Genomic DNA, 22,288 nt, shown 5'->3' on the forward strand with positions numbered 1-22,288 from the left:
GCAGAGCGAGCCAGATCGGGCTGCCCCACAAGACCACGGCTGTCGCTATACGCTGCGCGGTACGCCAGGATGATGCCGGGGTCGCCGGGGCGTCCGCGTTGTCGCCGCCGATTGTGGTTTGACCTGTGAATTGCCGTTGTTCACGGAGTGGATCGTCGAGCGGAGGCGGAGGCTGACGGATGGACGGCTCCGAGGTGTCGTTCGCGGCTCGAGTTGTTTCATCGGGGATTTTGGAGACGTTGGGCGTGGGATTGAGCGGCGTCCATCCCAACCCGTCCAGATTGACCTCCGCCCATGCCGCTATGTCCTTGCCGGTGAAGACGGTCGGGGCGTCTGCGGGGTCGCCGGCGCCTGCTCCGGCATCCGTCCCGGTGCCCTGGGATATGAAGCCGAGCACCACACGCGATGGGATGCCCAGTTCCCTTGCCGCCAATGCCATAAGAGAGGCGTATTGCTCGCTGTCGCCGACCATGATCGGATCGGTGAGCATACGGTCAAGCCGGTAACTGCCATGACCAGGCGGGGATGGATATTCGCCATCCAAACCATGCGAGAACCAGCCTCGCTGCTGTAAGGCGGCGGCCGCCGCGCGGACGGTCGCCCCGTCGGTGGTGAAGCCCGCCGCAATGCTATTGGCGAACTGTCTGACCGTTTCCGGGGCGTCGGCGGTGCGTCCGTCCGGCTTGACGGTCTGATCGCCGTCTGTCGTCGCGCCTGAGGCGGCGTCAATCCGTTCCGCGCTTGGCTTGTCTGGAATGATCCCGGTCTCGACATATCGCAGTTCGCCTGCGGATGCGATGGCCGTGGAGGTGGCTTCCGATACGAAGGCGGTGGAGGTGGATGCATTGGCATACACAGCCACGGGCTGATCGGCCGGCTCCGCCTGGTTGATATGTATGGATGATGCCTGGCCGGCCAGGGGCAGCCATGCCTCGCGATAGTCGGGGTGCACGGTGAAGGTGGCGGTGAATGGCGTGCCCGGACTTGCCGCGGTACCGTTCAAGCGCTCATGAATGCGACGGAAATCGCCCGAGCCGGCGGCGTTCGTGTCTGCGAGATTCCACACCGTGCCGTCGAAACGATCCATCACCGCGAGACGCAGCGGTGTGTCCGGTGGCAGGCCGGTGACCGTAACCATCGGGTCGTCGCGATGGTTGGCGATCATGGCGCGCATGCCGCTGAGCGGGCTGACGGCGGCATATGAGCTGAGCGGAGGCAGATAGCGGTCACGTAACGTGAAACGGGACCCGGATTGCCCAATGCATTGCGTGCCGCAGTAGGCGGTGGTGACGGATATGGCAAGTACCAGTATGAGACTCGTCCATCGTGTCGGATCAATCAGGCCCATATGTCGGCTGCTGATCAGCAGCTCTGTCACAATGAGCAGTATGCCGATTGCCGTGGGATGCCAGCCATGATGGGTTCCCAGCAGTGAGGCGGCGGCGAAGGCCAGCGCAATGGAGGCCGCGCTCAATGCGGCTCCCAGCGCGCGGTTGCCGATCGTCAATGCCGAAACGGCGTGGAATGTCGTGAACAGCGCAATGGTCCACACGGCCATGAGCAACCCGTTATCGGACCCAATGGGAGGCGTGAGTGCGAGAAGCTGCTTGAAGGAGCCCAAGGTACTGAGCAGGCCCTGCGTCACTGTACGGCCGGTGGGTACTATATGGACGACAGTGGTGTGCGGCAGGGTGATGATCGGTCCGATCAAACCCTGCGAAACAAGCATCAGGACGCATTGCCCTAGCGAATGAAGGGTGTGGCGTCGGGGCGTGACGGCTGCGATGAGCGCGCCGATGAGTGTGGCTGGAACGGCGCCGCGCAGCCAGAGCTCCGGGGATCCGTATACAGGGATCAGAGGACTCGCGGCGACCAGCGCGGCGGCGCACACGCCGATCGTCTCCGGTGCGTGCGGTGTGCGCATCGTCGCCGGTCGCGCGGCGGGACGCTGACGCATTGACGCGGATAGTGACGATATGCTCATCGCAGTGCCTCCATGACGAACGGCAGATCCTTGGGGGCGCCGACGGTGACGAGACGGTGTACGGCATCCCATGCGACGCCGGACTGTTCGCCGATTGCGCTGCGTAGCAGTATGACGGGGCTGGCCGACACGGTCCGTGCGAAGCGACGAATGTCGTTGAGTGGCAGCTGCGAGCCGACAACGACCAGATACAGCGATATGGCGGCGGCATTGTGGCTGGCGTGTCCGTCCGGACCGTCTGAACGGTTTGGTCCGGTCGCTGCATTCGGCTGTCCGGGGCCGGCTGGTCCTTGGAATATGGGCGTGTGGAATATGGGCGTTGTGTTGCATGCGCCGGGGGAAGTTTGCAAGGCGCTACACCGGTCAAGGAACGTGTTGGCGTCATGCACGCGGATGCGGTGGGAGTCGTCGCCTGTCGCCAGTGGACGATGCTCACGCAATGCCTGCACCCCGAGCGAGGCGTACAGCGTGACGGCGAGCTCGAATTCCTCCGGTGCCGCATAGCTATGGGCGTTGAGATCGAGCAGCAACCGGATGGCGGTATGCTGCGTAGCCTGATAGCGGCGAACCAGAAGGGAGCCGGTTTTGGCCGAGGACGGCCAGTGAACATGGCGAAGGTCGTCGCCCGGTACATAGTCGCGCAACTCGTAGAGGTCCAGGTCATTGCTTGCCGGGTCGCTGCCCGACCTTCCCTCAAGATCATGCGTGACGCCGATGGGCAGGGGGCCTGTTTGGAGAATCCTCGGATGCACATGCACGTTGACCGTCGATGTCAACGCGACGCTGCGTCGAGCCAATCCCAGCGGGTCGCCGGTTGTCGCGACCAGTGGGCCGATGGGGATCACGGCGCGTCGATCGGCTGGGATCGTCAGCGTGAGATTGTGTGGGTTGGCCGGTGTGACGGAGCGAATGTCGATTCGACGCGTGTCGTTCCCGATCCGGAACGTGCAGTGGGCGGCCGTTGCCGTAGGATGATGCCGTTTGGCGGTGATGCAGGCGGTGACGCCAATGGCGTCGCCCATATTGACGCTTGTGCCGCGCACGTCAAGTGTGGCGGCGAGGTGCGGGGTACGCGTCGCCATAATCGCCGCGCATACTACGATGCCGAATCCAGCGAATCCGGCCGCGAACAGCTCCCTCCAACCAAGTAACGCGGAGGTTGCGATGCAGGCGAGACTGGTTGCGGTCGTCGCCCATCCCAATGAGGACAGTATGGATCCTCGTACCGTGCGCGACACGTGGCGCACCGCCCGTCTGAATGCGGTTCTCATCGTGGCCCCCGTCGTATGGCGGCCGACTGTGGGGCCGGCACATTATCCAGCAGCTGCATGATGATCTGCCTGGAGGTCGTCGCTGAGCATATGGCTTCCGACTTCAGCACAATGCGGTGTGCAAGCACGCTGACTGCAAGGTCGCGAACATCGTCGGGAGTCACGTAATCCCGACCCTCCAGACCCGCGCACACTCGCGCGCCGCGAACCAACGCCAGTCCGGCGCGGATGGATGCGCCGCAGGCGATGAGCTCATGGTGCCGTGTCGCCTCAACCAGCCGGACGATATATTCCAGCACCTGGTCGCCGATGTGAATCGTTTCGGCATATGACCGCAAGGCGAGGATGCCTTCGCCGTCGAGCACCGGTGTGACCAGTGCGGCCCGGTCGATGACGGAAGCCTGTCTCAACAGGGTGATGCTGGCGGCATGGTCCGGAGCCCCAAGCGACAGCGTGATGAAGAAGCGGTCCAACTGTGCTTCGGGCAGCCGGTATGTACCCGCCTGATCGTAGGGATTTTGGGTGGCGATGACCATAAACGGCTGAGGTACCCGGTGCCGTGCGCCGTCGACGGTGACTTGTCGCTCCTCCATGACTTCCAGAAGCGCCGACTGCGTTTTGGGCGATGAGCGGTTCACCTCGTCGGCGAGCACGATCGACGCGAAAATCGGTCCGGGGCGGAATGTGAAATCACCGGTGCGCTGGCGGTATACGGTGATGCCTGTCACGTCGCCGGGCAGCATATCCGGCGTGAACTGGATCCTGGAGTAGGATGCTTCCAGCGCGTTGGCCAGGGCTCGTGCCAGTTGCGTTTTGCCGGTGCCTGGAGTGTCCTCGAGCAAGATGTGTCCGCCGGCGATAAGTGCGGTGACGCAGCGCCGGATCGAGGTTTCCTTGCCCAGCACGGCGGTTGATATGGCTTGGGTCAGCGCGTCTGCCGCCTGGCGGAATTCGGTCGCGTCCCGGATTGCGTGTTGCTGCCGGCGCCGGTGATCGGATGCTGCCGGAATCGAGGCCGACGACGATGACCGGGACGCATGAGACGGATGCCATTGGCCAGTCGTATGCGGTGGGATTGCCTTTGGAGCCACGGCCGCCGGGCATGTGCGGTCCGACAGCTGCGTGCGGTCCGCTATCCGCGTGGAATCGGACAACTGTGCGCTGGCTTGGAACGGATGATCGGCGGCTGATTGCGCCGGGTTCGGCATTGCGGTCATCATCGGCTCCCTGTCCGGACAAGGACGGTTGCGGGGTGCGTAAACGGTGTGACTTGATCTGCGACGCCCTCGAGCGTTTCCGATTCGGGCGGGGCGATGACCGCATGCGCGATGAACGAAACCGATGCGGTTGCGGGTTTGGCCCCGGGCTGGCGTGGCAGCACGGTTGCGGTGAGTGTCAATTCGCTGCCTGCCTTGTTGTCGCCGATTCCGAAGGTGGCGGAGGCTGCGTCGCAGGGCAGCGAGGCTTCGAAGGCTTCGGATAGCGCTATCTGGACGCAGCCGGCGTTGCGCGTGTCCGTTAGTGTGACGGCGGCGTCGACAATGGCGGTGCCGGGACGTTGCGTCACAGTGATCACTGGCGTGCTGGGGTCTGACCAGACCAGTGCCGGTTCGCTCGCTTCTCCGCCTGGCCCGGCACCCATCTGGTTATATGCCGTGACGATGGCGGTGAATTGGCCGCCATCGGTGATGGCGGAAGCCGGGACGTCGAACCGCTCCGATAGCGAGTGGCTGGTTTTGGTCGCGACTTCGATGCCGTTGCCCAATAGGACCACGGTGTAGTGAGTGGGGGCGCTTCCCTGGTAATCCGGTCGCTCCCATGTCACGGAGGCGTTGAGGTATCCTCCTGCGATATGCACGTTCGCAGGCGCGGAAGGCGTGCGATCCGCTGTGCCGATTACGACGTTGGAGTCCTCCGACCAGCCGTTGGCGTTGCGCGCTCTGACGGTGAAGGAATATGGCATCGCGTTGGCCAGACCGGATACGGTGCATATGGTGTTGGAGCCGCAGGACAGGGAGCCCCGATGCCCCTCTGTGCTGTAATCCACGCGATATTCGCTGATCGGGCTGCCGTTCGCCTGGCCGGGCGTCCAACGCAGGGTGACGGCGCCGTCTTGCGTGCTGACCGCGGCAGTGGACAGCGCCGGCGGAGACGGGCGGTCCGTCACGAAGATCGCGATGATGGCGCGGACATGTCGGTCGACCGTATGAGTGCCATCCTCCACGGTCACCGTCATCGTGGTGGCGAGCGCACCGGCACCGGTGTCGGGCGTTAACGTCACGATCCCCTCATTGGTGTGCGTCACCCGAATGCGCGAGTCGTCTGCGAGGCCAAGCTCCTTGATCGTCAGCGGGGTGTCGGGGAAAGGATTATAGGCGCCTTCGAAGATGTCCACTGTGGTTGGCGCCCCCGCCCGCAACGTGATGGGCGTTGCGCTGAGCCTGGCGAGAGGCTTGGAGGAGCGTGTGACGCGTGCGGTGATTTCCGTGGCGACGGTACCGCGCGTATCGGGGTCGTGCTCATAGTGCAGGGCGACGGGTATGGCGACGGCTGTTCCCGGTTTGGCGTCCATGGCGGCTTCGATCGTCATGGTGCCATCGGCGGTGACATGTGATGTCACATCGCCGTGTGTGCCGGGCGAGGCGTAGGTGATGGTGTATGCGTTTGGCGACGCCCCGTCCGGCATATGCGTTAGCGAGTCAAGCGCCACGGTGGTTGCCGGCTCGCCGGCCGCCACGTCGATGCTTGCCTGCGACAGTGTCGGGGGAGGGACGTCCTTGCCGAGCACGGTGATGTCGAGGCTGATCACCGCGGTGCTGACGATTTCGCCGCGCCCGTCATCGGCTGTGGGGGAAGCGGGGCCATGGCGGGCGTTGCGCTCGCTGTCGGTTGCGGTGAAGGTGATTGATGCGGGACCGGCATACCCCTTGGCCGCGGTGAAGCGCAAGGTGTGCGCGTCGATATAGGGGTTGTCGCCATCTGATTTGGTTGCGCTGACGGATTCTGGGGATTCGATGGATGCGGTTTTACCGGCTCCTACGCGCACATAGTCGGCCACGGCGATGGTGATGCTGGCCCCGGAGCTGACGATGAGCGCGGGGGCTTTCGGCCGTGGCATGGGGGGAAAGACGCCATAGGCCGGCACTTGGATGAAAGCCGTTGACGTGAGGTTGTGGACGGTGTTGGTGACCTGGTACGGTACCATGCGGGTCCGGTCCGTCAGCTCCAGGGCGATGGTGGTCGGTTTGCCGTCAACCATGCGCGCATGATCGCCCGCTGATTCGTGGACTGTTACGCGGAGTTCGTCGTTGGTGCCCGATGGGTTGGAGATCCACGGGGCGATGTCGACTTCGATAGTCCGTTTGTCGATAGTGGCGGCCGGCGGCACGTGATAATCGGCGGCAGACGGCGGGTCGATGGCGGCTTCCGGGTCCACGTGCACGGTCAATGTGGCCGTGTCGGTCACTCCCGCCGCATTGCTGACCTGATAGACCGCATGGATGGTGGCGGGCGTGTCCGGCGTGAGCAGCGTCAGCGAGTCGCCATGCACTTGAACGTCATCGACGCCCTGCGCCTCGACATGGTCCATCAGGCGCAGCGGCGTGCCGTCCTGGGAAATGTCGTTGCCGGTCACCGGCACGCTGGCCCTGGTGCCTGGCCTGAGCGTTATAGCGTCATCGCGCGCGTGAACGGCCGAAGCGACCTGTGTTCGGAGGACGCCTACGCGGATGGTGGCCTGCGCGCGTTGCCCGGTCCAATCCTCCACGGCGTATGTGAAGGTATCGGTGCCCTGTGAATCGGGGTATGCCTCATAGACCAAGCCCGACGCGTCAATGTCGGTGACGCGGCCCAACTGCGCGGTTGTGTTGCCCAGTCCCGACAGAATGACGTCATCGCCGTCCGGATCGATGCCGGTGAGTGTGATCGGAATGCGCACGGTTGCGCCGGCGGCCACCTGTGCGGTGACGTCGCGTGGGGCGGGAGCCGCCTTGGTGCGTTCGTCGGATTGGCGCACGGTGATGGTGACGGTGCCGGAATCCGTGGCGCCGTAATCGTCGGAGACGGTGTAGGTGGCCGTGAAGGTGCCTGCGGTTTGCGGCGCCTGGTATCGGATCGTTTCGTCCGAGGCGAAGATCAGCCCGTCAAAGTTCGCGGCGTCCACGTCGATATCCTGCGATAGATGCACATCCGTCATGGGTGCAGAGCTGACGTGGTCGAGCGCGTTGAGCGTGAGCACGCCTCCGGTGCGCACGGTCGCGCTGAAATCGTCGGCTTGTAGCGGCGCGGGCGTTTCGGGCGCGATATACGGCTGCACCACGATTGCCGCGCTGGATGAGGCCTCGGCGTTGGCGGCGTGGTAGATCAGCCGGATCGGCGCGGAGAGCGCGCGGCGGGTGGTGACCGCTATGCGATGATGGCTGACAATGCTGCATTCCAGACCGGAATCCTGCGAGAGGTCATCCGTGCCGGTGATCGCCAGTACGCCGCCAAGTGGATCGACGTCATTGCGCAACGGCTCGATGACGGCCGTGCCGGATGCGTCCAATATGGCGACGTCGTTGGCGAGCAGAGGCGTGTGATGTTGGCCGTCGGGCATGTCGGTGTCAATGCGAACCAGGCCGATGGCGTCAATCGCCCCTTGCGCGATGGTGAACGGCATATATGTGCTGCCGAGCGTCGCCGCGGCAGCGGTGAACGACAGCGTGCCGGCCTGTACGGTTGCGCTGGCGCCGGGTGGCGCCTCAACGGCGGATAGGCGTGCCGGTTGCGCCGATGTGCGGTGGACATATGGGGTGAGATCCACGGTGACGGCGGTGTTGGGCGCAGCGCGTACGACAACCGGATCGAGTGCCGCCGGCAGTGTGCCTGGCTGATGCGCCACAACGTAGATCACTCCCGTGGCGGTTGTCCGACCGTCGGAAACCGTCACCGTCACGGCGTTGCGACCCGAAATCGCGGGACCGGCGCTGACGGTGAGCTGTCCATCGGCGCGGGCGGACACGGCAAGACCGTTGCCGGAGCCGGATTCGCCGTTCGCTCTCCCGCTGGTGTCGCGTGCGCTCGCCGATATGAGCGTGAGGTCGTCACCGTCCGGATCGTTGAATGCTCCGAGCGCGTTCAGCGTCCTCAGGGCGCCCTGTTCGATGGCGTATTCCGGCGGGTCGCCGGTCTGCTCCGGGGCGTTGTTGCCGGTGTGGTCGCGCAGATGCACCGTGATTGTCGCCGACGACGTCTGTCCCCGTCCGTCCGATATGGTGTATCGGAAGCGCAGTGGCGGCGAAGCGGCTTCCGTCGCAGCGTCAAGCTGCAGATACCGGCCGTTGTGAATCGGCAGCACCGTTGCGGTGGTTTCGCTGAGTGCGTCGACATGGGTGATGCGCAGCACTGCGCAGTCGGTTTGCCGGTCGTTGCCCAACACGTCAAGTATGCGGCTGGTTGCGAGTCTGGCTGCGAATTCATCGTCGACGGCGGTGATCTGCCCGGATTCCGGCGTGCACGAGTCGTCGAATGTCGGATCGATGCTCGTGGCGCGTGTGATGCCGTCGTCGTCCCCGTCGGATTGCGGTTGGGCAAGATTCCATTGCGGGACGATGGCGTCCAAGGAAACGTTTGGAATCCAAACGGTGCCGTCGGAGGTGTCGTTGAGAACGACCTGGCGGTGGTTTACCTGAAACGTCAGGCTTGAGGAGTCGGTGACCTGCGCGAGGGTGAGCCGCGGGTCGACGTCGGCCCGGTCGAGTTCGTCCACGGTGTCGGCGCCGCATAGCTTGATGTAGTTCTTGTCCGGCCGCGCCCAGGCCATATGGACGCATCCATCGCTGGAAACCGGTTGGACCGCCGAGCCGTGTACCACGGCTTCGTCGGCGGCGGGTATGGCGAGCTGTGCCGAGGTCGCGTGCGTCAGATTCGCGGCGACGATCGCAGACGGTGCGGTCAATGCGACCCAGCCCGTTTGCCTGGTGTCGGCGGGCGGTTGCTGCAGCAGGAATGGCGGCTGGGCGTCAATCGCAATGCGTCCTGCTCGCCAGACCAGTTCGGTTCCGGAGGCTATGATCGGCGTGCCGCCGACCACAGTGAAGGAATCGGCCGACTGCGGCGAATGATGGCTCAGCGATCCCAGTTCCCGGAGTTCGCCTACCGGCCGGTCCATGCGCAACACCATCCCGTCACGCGGCCGATACCCGTACAGCGCGCCGGTGTGGTCGACGGCGACGAGCCCGCCTTCGCCGAGTTGCATCACGGGTTCGTCACCGGGGCCAAACCGGTCGACGTCATCCAGCTCCCCGGCCCATACCTCGCCGGTGTGGACGAGAAGAAACGCGACGGTGCCGCCGCCGACGGCAACGTCAATGTCGTTGGATCCGCCGGTCCCGTCCACCGGCGACATGCCATCCGTGGTGATGAGCGTGGCCGCGTCAATGCCTGCGATGCGTGACCCGTCAAGCAGCGCGGCGCGGTCGCCGCTTTGCAGCACGGTGAATTGGGGCTGTGTCGCTGGCAGCGTTGCCTCGATTTGCCGAGACCGGACGTTGAATCGCGCAATGCCGCGGTCGGCCTGCGAAACGATCCAGGCCGTGCCGTCGTCGAATTCGATGCGTCGCCGCGTCACGGAATTCAGCAGTGCCGCTCCCATGACGATGCCAAGCAGCATGATCAGCGCGACAATCGGCGCAATCCAGACGGCATGTCCGCGTCGATGCGTCTCGGGCCGCGGCAACGCGGACGAAGATGTTTGCGGAGTGCTGTGCGACGGCGCGCGCGAACCAGTGCCGGATGTCCCGGTGCCGGATGTCGTCGGCGGATGCGGATGCCGTGTATGTCGTGCTGCCATGGGTGCGCCTTTCGCATGAGGTTACGTCATGGCTGCACGCTAACCGCTCCGGGGGCGATCGGGCGAACTGCATGGGCATTGTTGACGAACGACCCCCACGGAACGCGGTTTCCGGGCGTGTCGTCCAATGCTGTCCAATGCTGTCCAACGCTATCCAACGAGTTGTCCACAAGCGACTGGCCGGATGGTTCCCAAGGCGACCTGAATGCCGGTTTCCGAGGGGATCGCGTCGCCGAAGCGCCACATTGCCAAGACCATCGCGCCCATGACAATCGCCGCGACAATCACCGCAGCGGCTCCTGCGACGGCCCTGCGCCTGATGGATCCATGGCTCCGCGGCACCGTTGCATGCGCCGATGCGGGCCGTTCGCCGTCCTCCATGCGCGGCGGTGATCCCGCACCTCCCATCCGCGCCGGATACGGCGCCACCCCGTCAACGGTCAGCGGCGTGACCTCGAATCCCAGGCGGTGCTGCGCAAGCTGCATGTCCCGCGCGAACTCCACGGCGGAATACGGGCGTTCGGCAGGGATCTTGCTCAGTGCCCTCGTGAGCAGCGACGCCACGCAGGGGGACGCAACGCTCCGTTCGACGACGGGCGGTGGCCGAAAGACAATGGCCTGCGCGAGCTCGTCGTTGGTGCGCGGCGCATAGGCGTACTCGTACGGAGAGCGTCCCGTCAGCATGGCGAACATCGTCGCCGCCAGCGAGTACAGGTCCGACGATTCGTTGCCGCCGCTCTCCCCGGTGAGCAACTCGGGTGCCGCCCATGGTGTGGAAAATCCCGTGGCGGCATGCTCGTACACGCCGGCTGCCACGCCGAAATCGGCCAGCGCCGGCAGGCCCCGCCGAGTGATCAGAATATTGCCGGGCTTGACGTCACGGTGCACAATCCCTCGCCGATGTGCCGTGGCCAGTGCGCCCGCCACGGCGATGCCGACGTCGAGCATATGCCGTTCGGTGAGCCTTCGGTTTCGCATCAGTTGCCGGATGCTTCCGTTGGGCGCGTACTCGAGCACCAAATAGGCCAGGCCATTCGGGGTGATATCAGCGCGGTGCACGGTGAGAATATGCGGGTGGCCGCGCAGCATTGCCATTATGTTGGCTTCGGCGCGGAAACGTTGCGCGGCGCCCCGGTCGACCAATCTGCCGCGAAACGCCTTGATCGCCACCTCGCGGCCGGTCGCGCGTTCGCGGCACAGATACACCACCGCGCTGGTCCCCTCTCCCAGCGCCCGCAGCGCCTCGTAGTCGGCCGGCAATCCGTCGGTGCCGCCCATCGGATGTCCATCGTCCGACCATCCGATCGGCTTCGCCGGTCCCCGCGGCTCATGCGATCCCGTGTATTCGGCCATGCGATTCCCCCTGCCTCATTGCATGCGTCCATCATAGCCGCGCCGGAAACGGGACGTCGCAAGTCGCCCCGGAGGCTTGTTGGCCGAATAACCTAGGCTGGAGGCATGACGAAGAGCGGCAAGACGAAGGTGCTGCTGGTGACGGGCCAGCCGAAAAGCGGCAAAACGGCGTTCGCGTTGCGCGAGCTGCTGACGGGCATCGATGACGTTGGACAGCAGCGGGCGTTCATGGCCGTGTCCGGTCGCAAGGTTGCGGATGCTCTAAGCGATCAGGTGATCCGCGAGCTGGGGGCGTCGGCTCAGGTGCGGCCGGTGACGACACTGTCGGCCATCGCCTTTCGCCAGATATCCGCGGCGCGCGCCCAGGAGGGGCTCGCCGCGCCGCGACTACTGAACGGTGCCGAGCAGGACGCTTTGCTGCGCGGGGTGCTTGCCGCTCACATCCGCCATGTGCTGGCCGGCGAGTCGGGGGAGTGCGCCGTGTGCGGGCTGCTGGCGGAGTATTTCGTCTCGTCGTCATGGCCGTCGCTGGTGATGACCCAGGCCGACTGGTCCGACGTGCTGCGGATGGGGGACCAGGCGTCTCGATCTCGGTCGAGATCTCGGTCCCGGGCCGGTGACGACGCCATGCTGCTGCAGCGCGGTCTGAGCGGCGCGTTTGTCCAGCAGCTGCGCGACATGCTGGCGCGCATGAACGAGCTTGGCGTGTCGATGTCCGGCGAGAACGATGCGCTGCACGCCCTGGACGTCGACCGTCATCCGACCGCCCGGACCATGCGGCTGAAGGTGCAGTGGCGGTTGGCGTTCGCGCTGCGTCGGGAATACGCGGCGGCCATCGAGTCCACGTATGCGCCGGAATGTCGCCTGGACTCCTCGCTGCTGCTGGTGGAGGGCATGGCCGCCGTGGACCGGCTGAACGACGAGGCTCTGCCCCGCTGCGTGGTGGTGGATGACTTCCAGGACGTCACATTGGCCGGATTGGCGTTTTTGCGGGCGTTGCATCGTCATGGTTGCCACCTGGTGCTGGTGGGCAATCCGGATGAGTCCGTGCAGGCGTTCCGAGGGTCGTATCCGGAATATCTCTTCTCTCAGGTGCGCGGATGGGATGGCGTCGAACAGCGGACGTTGACGCGAGACCGGTCATCCGCCCCGCAGGCCCCCAGCTATCTTGACTTGGTGGCGAGCCGGGTGAGCCTGTCGATCGCCTCGGTTCAGGACGATGATCTGCCGATTGTGCGCAGGCCCGGCAAACTGCCCGCATATCGGGGATCCTTTCCGATCGCCGCATTGGACGACGCGGATGCGCTGCCGTCCGATGGCAGCGTGACAACCGGGTTGTACCGATCGCCGCGCGAGGAAATCGACGACGTGGTCTGGCGTATCAAACGCGAGCATCTGGGATTGAACGGTTCGGCCCGGCGCGCCTGGAACGACATGGCCGTGATCGCGCACGACAACGCCACGGTTCGCGCAATCGGGGAAAGGCTGCGGCGCGAGGGCGTTCCGGTGATCTACTCGTCGGTGACGCGCCCGTTGAAGGACGAGCCATTCGTCCAGGCGCTGTTTTCGACGATCGAATTGGCCGGGATGATGAATCGCGGTCTGGAGGCGTGTTCGATGGGCTTGGCGCGCGCCGCGCGATATATTCGCTCGCGTCTCGCCGATGTGATGAATTCGCCGCTGATCACCGTGGGGGCGAATGACCGCGATGAGGGGTATCCCGCGCGGTTGTCGGTGGCGGAGTCGGCGATGGATGCGCTGCAGTCGCTGGCCGGGGTGGTTGCTTCGGATTCGGTTGCCGCAAGCGGTGTCGCCGAGGATGCGACCTCCGCAGCCTCTTCCGCAGCCTCCGCCGATGTTGCCGCCGCCGCATCGGATGCGTCCGGTACGTCGGCCTCGGCCGCTTTGCCACGGCTGGTGGCCGCGTGGCGCACCCTGCGGGCCGCTGTGAGTGATCGGCGCTCGCGGACCGCGGCCGAGCGGGGAATCGAGGTGAGCGACGCCATTCTCGACGATGCCAATGCGCCGGCCGACGAGGGGACGTTGCCTTTCGGCCGTGACGCCATGTATCTGCTGCTCGTCTTCGACACGTCGGCCGCCGACGCCGTCCTCGCGTCCATTCGCGCGGTATGCGGCACGCGGGCCGGGCGCGCGGACGATCAGGCCGAGGCCTTCGCCCGGGCCTGGAATCTGGTGCGCGACACCGCCGAGGGGCTGTCCCGCATATCGTCCAGGAGCCCGCAATACGCGTTGTCGGCGGCATGGAAGGCCGCGGGGGTCGACAAGATGTGGCAGAGGCTCGCCCTGGGCAATACCGCCGCCGGCAGGGCCGCCAACGATCGGCTCGACGTGGCGATGCGATTGTTCCAGTTCGCCGAGGACTCCACTGCGGCCTCCGACATCACCGGGTTCATCGATCAGGTGCGGGCGATGGATGTCGAGGCGGATTCGCTGGCGCATGTCAGCCCGGTGGAGCAGGCCGTGACGCTCGCCACGCCCGCCGGCGCGGTTGGCCGGCACTGGCCGATGGTGTGGATACCCGCCGTGCAGCAGGATGTGTGGCCGAATCTGGCGCCGCGCAACACGATGTTCGGCGGCGAGGATCTGGCCGATGTGATGCTGCGGGGCCGCTTGCTGGACGATGTGCCGCCGGCAGGCGGGCCGTCAGGTGGCAATCCGCGGCTCGCCGGCGTTTTGTATGCCGAACGTAAAAGCCTGTTGGTGGCGTTGACCCGTGCCACGCAAACCGTGGTGATCAGCGCGGCGGCGAACGATGAGACGTCGCCATCCGATTTTCTCTATGGTTTCCTGCCCGAGCGCTATCGGCGCGATGCCAATCACTACACCGAAGCGGGCGACGGCGGCGCGTATGCCGGTTTGGACGCCGATCCCCGTGGCCTGGTCACGGCCGCACGTCTGGTGCTGACCCGTGCGGCGGCTCGACAGGATGCCGGCCGCAGTCCGTCCGAAGGCGGCGGGACGTCGTGGCTCGATGACGCCCGGGTGCGGGACGCCGCGGATGCCCTGGCCCTGCTGGCTGCGAACTCGATGACGTCAGCCGATCCGAGGATGTGGGCGTTCGTGGGGCAGTCGCATAATGGCGTCGGTCGGCCAGCGAAGGACTCGACGGTGCCGGACGCGTCGAACGAGCCGCCCGAGACGAATGAGCCGCGTACCGTCACCCTTTCCCCATCGGCGGTTGATGGCCTGTGGGCGTGCCCGGTGTGCTGGCTGCTTGAGCATCGGTTCGCCGGGCCTCGTCCCTCCAGCGCGGCTGCCGGTTTCGGCACGATCATCCACGCCGTCGCCGAGCAGGCCAGCAATGATGGCTTGGATTTGCCCGGTTGTACCGTGGACGAGATCGCCGACCGCATGATGCGGATCTACCAGTCCATGCGTCCCGACATCGATTCGATCGACGATGTGCGCGAACGGTATGAGATGCAACGCCGCGACGATCAGGCCGCGACGATGCTCACCCACATCGCCACCTATTTCGTCGAGTCCAACGAGCCCGGCTATCCGGAGCGCAACGCCAACACCATCACGGTCGGCACGTTGGAAAACTCACGCTGCGAGGTGCCTTTCGCCGCACGGTTCGATCTGCGTGACATCACCGCCGCCTACAATGCAATCCCCGACGTGGACCCGATCAGTCCCTCGCAACTCATGGCCATCATGGGCGCGCTGGTCGGCGGCTGGCCGGAGGCCATGAGCGAAACCCTGACCGTGAGGCTGTCGGGACGCATCGATCGCGTGGAGACGCGCGTCACCGCCGACGGACGCCGACAGTATCGCCTGATCGATTACAAAACCGGTAAGAGGCCGTCGTTGTCGCAGATCTTCAGCGACCTGCAGCTGGTCTGCTACCAACTGGGCCTCGTCTTCCCCGAAACCGGGCCGCGCGGCGGGGAAGCGGTTCGCAACGCCCCCGATATCGCGCAGTCGGAACTGTTCCACGTCGCCGAACAAGCCTACCCGGCGGAAAGCTACGCGCCGGAGAGCGCCTACCAGCCGGCGCTGTTCGCCGACGGGTCGCTGAACGCCGCCGCGTTCACCCCTCGGTACCATTACAAAAAAGCCGCGTCATTGTTCGATGCCGCCGTGCTGCCGTCCGATCCGCCGCGGGGAGTGGACGACTCCGTATGGCAGCGGTTCGTGGCGCTGCGCGGCACCCAGGCCGTGTGGGCGCTGACCATGATCGCCCGCGTGTTCTACGCGGCCGCGGCCAGCATCTCCACGCGCATCGAAGCGCATCCGCAGCCCTACCACACTGAACATTGCCGCTGCATCGGCCGCTGCCCGGCCTGTTCGGGCGTGCTGGACACCGTCGTCGAAACGAGGCAACTATGAGCAATCCGACCGTTGGACATATCACGCCGTCGCCGGAACAGGCGGCCGTGCTGAACGCTCCCGTCGACGCCGACGTGCTCGTGGTGGCGGGCGCCGGCTCCGGCAAAACCTTCACGATGACCCAGCGCGTGATCCGGCTGATCGACCAGGGGGTGCCGCCCGAGCGGATCCTCGGGCTCACCTTCACGCGCAAGGCCGCCTCCGAACTGCTGTCCCGCGTATCGGCGGTCACCTCCGAAGGCGCCCTGGCGCCGACCGTCAGCACCTACGACGCGTTCTTCCAGTCGATTGTGCGGCAATACGGTCTGCTGGTCGGCTTCGATCAGCACACCCAGCCGCTCAGCGAAGCCGGGGCGTTGCAGCTCGCCAGCCAGGTGATCGACGAGCATTTCGACCGTCTCGCCGGACGGGACATGGGTGCTTTCGCCAGCTTGGCGTCGCAGGTCATCGCCCTGAGCAACGCCATCGGCGGCTCGATGATCGGCGGCGGATGCGACAGCATCGACGAAGGCATTGAACGCGTGCGGGCGTGGGATCACGGCTTCGCCGACTGTCTGAACCGTGCCATAGGCGACGAGCCGGTGCCCGAGAGCGAACCCGGGAAGCCGAGGAAGCCGCGCGGCAAAAAGGATATTGAGCGCAGGCTTGCGCAATGGCGTGAGGCAATGTTCGCATATCTGCACCAAGTATGTCTGATGCGAGCCGACGATCTGCGGTCCGTGGTGGTCAAACGCGAGACGCTGCTCGACATGGTGGCCGCCTACAACAAGGCGAAGCGGCGGCTCAACATGGCCGAATTCAGCGACTTCACCATCGCCGCGTACCAGCTGGTCACCCGATTCGACTCGATCGGGGAGGAATGCCGCCGACGCTACAGTCATGTGCTGCTGGACGAGTATCAGGACACATCCACCACGCAGGCCATGCTGCTGGCCTCGCTGTTCCATGCCGGTGGGAGCATGGCCGACGGTCAGCGGTCGGCGGTGAGCGCCGTGGGTGACCCGTTCCAGTCGATTTACGCGTGGCGAGGGGCCAGCCCGGGCGCGTTCCGCATGTTCCAGCAGGATTTTGGCATGATTGCGCGCGGCGGCGCAGGCGGTCCGGGTCCGCGCGTGGCATATGCGGCCTTGGACGCACACCCCGGTATGGCTCCAACCAAGACCCATCTCGCGGACCCCATGGCCCTGTCGGTCACCCGCCGCAACTCCCGACTGATACTCGAGGCGGCCAATAATCTCACCTTGCCGCTGCGACGCTCGCCCCGCCGGCCTTCGAGTTCGCTGATGCATGAGGTGGATGTGCGGCCGCTGTCCGCCCTGCCGGGCAAATCCGACGGCACCTTGGGTGTGCTGGGGTATCAGACGCGCGGTCAGGAGATCGACGGCGTGGTGCGGTTTGTGCGATACGCCAGTCGGAAATGGCGCAACGCCGCTCTTGAGCGCGCCCGGGCGCAAGGTGTGGACGATCCCGGACGCGCGGTAGGCCGGGCGCCTCGCGTGGCGGTGCTGTTCCGGTCGAAAACCGCCATGCCGCTGTATCAGGCCGCATTGGAGGACGCCGGCCTCACCGTCCAAACCGTCGGATATTCGGCGATGATGGATCGCCCTGAGGTGCGGGACGTGATGGCCATCCTGCATGTGGTGGCCGATCACACCGATTCGGCGTCGCTGATGCGCCTGCTGGCCACGCCCCGGTATGCCGTGGGCGCGGAGGATTTGGCCGCGTTGGCGCATATTGCCGAGGAGATGAATACCGAATACCGTTTCCGCGCGCTGGTGGAGGCGGGCTTGGCCGACGCCGACGCGCCGCGCGGCACGTGGGCCGATGCGGTGCGCGAGCACCGCGACAAGGTGGCCAATGCGGTGTTTCTGCCCGATATGCTGCTGCGTGACGATTTGCCGTCATTGCTGAAGCGGTCGGGCGCGCTGAGCGACGGGGGCTCGGCCGCCGTCGGACGCGCCGGGATGGCGCTGCGTGCTGTGCAGCGCACGGTGGGACGCCCGATTGCCTCGTCGGTGCATGCGGCCATCGAGGCATTGGATCTTGACATCGACACGGTGGTGGCGCAGGCCTTTGCCGACGACGGTCGAAGCGATCAGGAGGATCGGGGCGGCCAGGGCGGTCGCGATGCCCGATCCGTCGCCCGTCCTTCCCCGTCCCGGGCGTCGATGAGTGCGATCGTCGATCTGGTCGACACCTATATGCAGGAGATCCCCGAGCGGCAGAACGCCACCCTGAGCGGATTCGTGGCGTGGGTCGATTCACTGGGCAGCCTTCCCGAGGAGTCGCATGGCGCGCCCGACGAAGCCGCCGACGTGATGCTGATGAGCGTGCACCAGTCCAAGGGGCTGGAATGGGATGCGGTGGCCGTGGTCGGTTTGTCCAAGGGGTCGTTCCCAACCAAGCAAGGCGACGAACTCAAGGTGGAAGCCGATGCTTCGCATCCGGGGCAGCTGGACGACAGCGGCAACTGGACGCCGCCCGAATACCGCGAATCGGCGCATACCTGGCTGAGCGATCCGGCCGCCGTACCCGTTCCGATGCGCGTGGACGCGGGCATCCTGCCGCGATTTCCCCATGACGCCCCTGTCGGCGCCGATGCCGATCCTATAGCCGCGCTCGCCGTGCTCGACGATGTGGAAAGCATCGACGACGAGGTGTTCGGCTCGATGCGTAAGGAGAAGGGCCTTGCGGACGATGACGACGCCGAGGCGATGGGCGCCGATGCGCTGGCGCTGACGCAATGCGAGGAATACGGTCGCCGCCGCCATGCCGACGAACGTCGATTGGCGTATGTGGCGTTGACCCGCGCGCGCTATGACGCGCTGCTGACGTTCTCGGATTCCGGTTCGCTCAGCCGCGACCCGTCCACGGCCGGATCTGGGGGAGCGCCGCTCAAGGCGCTTGACGTGGACGGCAAGGCTTCGAATTTCTGGCTGGAAGTCCGCGATTCGCTGGCCCGCCATGCCGGCGTGGTTCGTCCCGAAGACGTTGTCGACGACACTGGCGTTGTGGCCGCCGTCGACGCCACCGCGAATCCGCTGCCGCAGTCCTCGCCTGATTTGCCTGTCGGATATTTCGTGGGCGACGATGCCAACGCTTTCATGCAGGCTGTGGTCGGTGAGGCCTGGCGCGGACCGGTGTCGCGCGACCAGTTGGACAACGCCACGCTGATGTGGCCGGGAATACTGTCCGACCGGGTGGCCGACGCGCTGGATCGCAGTGCGGCGGCGGTGAGCAGTCGGCTTGAGGCCGCCGAACGGGATCCGCGGCTGTTGTCGCGCCCCGCGCCGAACGACTCGCTGCTGACCCGCGCGCAGTTGCTGTGCGACGACCGGGATCTGATGGGCGAACTGCTGGAGGCGGGCGGAAGCGTGCCCGCGGAGCGATTCGACGTTGCGGTTCGTGCCAAGGGCATGCGCGTGACCGCAGGCAGCCGCCAGTCCGTGACCGCCATGCAGGCACTCAGCGGGCATATGACGGACAGGGAGGCCCGGGAGTACTGGCGGGGGATCGTCCGTCCGATTCCTCGCGTCGCCTCGCCGTCCGCGCAGGCGGGAACCGTGTTCCACGCATGGGCGGAACAGGTGCTCAACGCCAAGCTCGATCCCGACCACCCCGACGCTCCGGGGGTGGGGCCTGCCGACGACGAGTTGGGCGTATGGCAGCGCCGTCTGCTGGAATCGCCGTGGGCGAGGCGCGTGCCGGTCTGGGCCGAGCGGCAGATCGTGGTCAGCGTGCCCGAACTGTCCGGCAAGATCATCAACGGCAAGCTGGACGCCGTGTTCGCCGGACCTTTGGATCCGTCCGCCGAACAACCCGGCTCGGCGGAACGCCCCGATTCGGCCGAACGCCGTTATACGGTGGTCGATTGGAAAACCGGTCGCCGGCCGCGCACCCAGGAGGAGGTGCGGCACAAGCTCGCGCAGCTCGATCTGTATCGCCTGCTGCTGTCGAGGGTTGAGGATCTGCCCATTGGGCGGATTGACGCGGCGCTGTACTACGTCTCCGAATCGGATCCGCAACGGCGTCTGATCACCGCCGAGCCGAAAACCGATCGGGAGATCCTCTCGTCCTTCGACAAGGCCATCCCCCCGGACAGCGATCTCGACTAGGGGCCTTCGCCCGGCCCTCGCCGGGTTGCGCGCCGGCCCGATGCCTGATAGCGTCGATGGGTCCTCCCATAGGGCCGCACAACGTTGTAAGGAGCTGAACTCATGTGCGCCGCGGATGCCGCTCAGTCGGATCGTGTAGTCTATCGTCCCATCGTCTGGGACGATGTCGAAAGCATTGTCGAGGAATTCAACAGAACGTGGGGCGTTGCCGGCCCGGGTGCCGCGACGCCGTTCAGCAGGGAGCTGTCGAGGCATTTCGTCCTGCACTATCTTGAACCCACCACACGCGGCGAGATCGCCGAATCGTCCGATGGACGTTTCCTAGGCGTGACCCTGGCTCGCATCGATGGCGATCCGGTGCTGTTTCCCCAGGCCGCACCCCAGTTGGCGGCGGTGGACGAACAGCTGAAGGCCACCGACGACGGGGCGCTCGGGTTGTCGGAAACGGTCGCCTGGCATGTGCTGGAGGAAGATATGGAAGCCGCCGTCGGCATCAACCAGCGCACCGGAGCCGAGCTGGAACTGTTCCTGGTGGCCGAGGAGGCGCGAGGCCATCGGGTGGGCGGCACCCTATGGCGCCGATTCCAGGCGGCGTTGCGCGATCATGCGGTGCGGCGCTTCTATCTGCACACCGACTCCAGCTGCGATGTGGGCTTCTATGATCATCAGGGCTTGCAATGCGTGGCTTGCCGCTTTGTCCATGTGCCGGAGCGCAGACGGTTCCTCGAGGATCGCCGCCGCGCCGAATGCGCCGATCTCACCGACATGTTCGCCGATCGTCCCGGTGCCGACGACTGCTTCATCTACGAGGGGGCGGTTACGCCGCAGCCGGTTGAGAACGGTCGGAGGGGAGCGCGTTGATGGCGGATCGTTCCCGATCTCCGTATGCGCGGCTGTTCGAGCTGCCCGGGGCCAAGGCGTTCTGTCTGTCCGCCGCGATTGCGCGACTGCCGATTTCGATGATGGGACTGGGCATTGTGCTCGCCTTGAATCATCTGTACGACAATTGGACCGTCGCCGGTTCGATGAGCGCCGCGTATATCTTTGCCGCCGCCATCGTCACGCCGTTCTATGCGCGGCTGTTCGACCGCTTCGGCCAGCGCCGTCTGGGATTCGTGACGCTGGCTGTGCAGGTCGTCGCTCTGCTCGCCTTCGCCACCGGCGCCGCGCTGCGCATTCCCATTCCGGCGCTGTTCGTGTTGGCCGTGATCACCGGATTGTCGCAATTCTCCATCGGCGCGCTGGTGCGAACCCGCTGGTCGTATGCGCTGCGGGGCCATGCCGACGAGGAGAGCCTGCTCAACACCGCCTATGCGCTCGAGGCCGCCATCGACGAGATCGTGTTCATCGTCGGGCCGATTCTCGCCGCCTTCCTGGCCACGTCGGTGCATCCGGTCTCCCAGCTGTATGCGCCCGCTCTGGCCGCGGGAGCCGGCGGTCTGGTGTTCTTCTCGCTCAGGGGCACGGCGCCCGCGGTTATGATGCCGGTCCAGGTGGAGGGCAATCGTCGTCCCGCGTCCGATCGGGGGGAGCCGCTGCGTTCGGCGCTGCTGTATCCGGGTGTGTGGATTGTGGTGCTGGTGTTTGTGGTGTTCAACATGAGTTTCACGGCTTTTGACGTTTCGATCACCGCCACGATGAAGTCGATGGGTCTTGAGCGGATGGTCGGTCTGCAGCTGGCCATGTTCGCGGTCGGCTCGTGCGCCGGGGCGTTCATCTTCGGATCGCGCCGGTTCCCGGGATCGCACTGGCGGCTGATGGTGCTGTTTCTCTGCGCGCTCGCCCTCGGGTACGTGGGATTCCGCCTGGCGATACATCATCTGGTGGTGCTCGCGCTGCTGGAGGTCGTCACCGGATTGTTCGTTTCGCCGATGTTCGCCACGGGCAATCTCATCGTGAAGGACGTTGTGCCCGCGCAGCGGCTCACCGAAGGGTTGGCGTGGGTGACCACCGGTGGCTCGGTCGGCGCATCGTTGGGGTCGTCGATCAGCGGCATCGTGCTCGATGCGGGCGGTCCGCGGCTCGGCATGGTGATGCCGTTCCTGTTCGCTGCCTGCGCGGTGCCGTTCGCCATTCTCGGATGGGTGCTGAACCGTCGTCGCTCGCGATGCCGCGGGATGTGAAAAGAGACGCCCGAACCGGCTGAAAGGAGATTTCCGGTTCGGGCGTCTGTCATCGCCTGGGCGCTTCTTGAAGGGGGAGGTGTGCGCCGCGGTGGCGATGGTGCTGGGGTACGTATGCTATGGAGAGACATTCACCGAATGCGATCGGCAATGATCTCATCCACCGCACAGTATACTCGCAGGTCGCTATTTGCGGTAGTCGGGAATGGCGATCCAACGATCGCGCAGGAAGAGTGCGGCCATCTTGGGCTGGCGGT

9 protein-coding genes are annotated in these 22,288 nt (G+C 65.6%); 4 read left to right on the forward strand and 5 right to left on the reverse strand.

The features are described from left to right. The 5 genes from B2994_RS01520 to B2994_RS01540 form a co-directional block, all read right to left on the reverse strand. A partial coding sequence (locus B2994_RS01520) for a transglutaminase-like domain-containing protein (protein WP_291526642.1) occupies positions 1–1,984 on the reverse strand: 1,984 nt, incomplete at its 3' end. Then, complete coding sequence (locus B2994_RS01525) at positions 1,981–3,255, reverse strand: DUF58 domain-containing protein (protein WP_291526643.1); 1,275 nt, start codon at positions 3,253–3,255, stop codon at positions 1,981–1,983. The genes B2994_RS01520 and B2994_RS01525, both read right to left, overlap by 4 nt. After that, positions 3,252–4,475 carry an AAA family ATPase gene (locus B2994_RS01530; protein WP_291526644.1) on the reverse strand — a complete coding sequence of 408 codons (1,224 nt, stop codon included), beginning with the start codon at positions 4,473–4,475 and terminating at the stop codon, positions 3,252–3,254. Before B2994_RS01530 ends, B2994_RS01525 begins: the two co-directional genes overlap by 4 nt. After that, positions 4,472–10,087, reverse strand: coding sequence for an Ig-like domain-containing protein (locus B2994_RS01535; RefSeq protein ID WP_291526645.1), 5,616 nt, complete (start codon positions 10,085–10,087; stop codon positions 4,472–4,474). Before B2994_RS01535 ends, B2994_RS01530 begins: the two co-directional genes overlap by 4 nt. A 150-nt stretch (positions 10,088–10,237) precedes the next feature. Continuing rightward, positions 10,238–11,440, reverse strand: coding sequence for a serine/threonine-protein kinase (locus B2994_RS01540; protein WP_291526646.1), 1,203 nt, complete (start codon positions 11,438–11,440; stop codon positions 10,238–10,240). 105 nt (positions 11,441–11,545) lie between these two features. On the opposite strand from B2994_RS01540, the gene B2994_RS01545 reads away from it, so the two are divergent. The 4 genes from B2994_RS01545 to B2994_RS01560 all read left to right on the forward strand — a co-directional run bounded on the left by B2994_RS01545 (position 11,546) and on the right by B2994_RS01560 (position 22,031). Beyond that, on the forward strand, positions 11,546–15,793 hold the full coding sequence (locus B2994_RS01545; protein ID WP_291526647.1) for a PD-(D/E)XK nuclease family protein: 4,248 nt from the start codon (positions 11,546–11,548) through the stop codon (positions 15,791–15,793). Beyond that, positions 15,790–19,908 carry a UvrD-helicase domain-containing protein gene (locus B2994_RS01550; RefSeq protein WP_291526648.1) on the forward strand — a complete coding sequence of 1,373 codons (4,119 nt, stop codon included), beginning with the start codon at positions 15,790–15,792 and terminating at the stop codon, positions 19,906–19,908. Before B2994_RS01545 ends, B2994_RS01550 begins: the two co-directional genes overlap by 4 nt. A gap of 102 nt (positions 19,909–20,010) precedes the next feature. Then, complete coding sequence (locus B2994_RS01555; protein WP_291526649.1) at positions 20,011–20,769, forward strand: GNAT family N-acetyltransferase; 759 nt, start codon at positions 20,011–20,013, stop codon at positions 20,767–20,769. Beyond that, positions 20,769–22,031 (forward strand): MFS transporter, encoded by a 1,263-nt coding sequence (locus B2994_RS01560; protein WP_291526650.1) that lies wholly within the window; start codon positions 20,769–20,771, stop codon positions 22,029–22,031. The genes B2994_RS01555 and B2994_RS01560 overlap by 1 nt, the downstream gene beginning before the upstream one ends. The last annotated feature ends 257 nt before the right edge of the window (positions 22,032–22,288 follow it).

The sequence above is a fragment of the Bifidobacterium sp. UBA744 genome, assembly GCA_002298605.1.
Classification (GTDB): domain Bacteria; phylum Actinomycetota; class Actinomycetes; order Actinomycetales; family Bifidobacteriaceae; genus Bifidobacterium.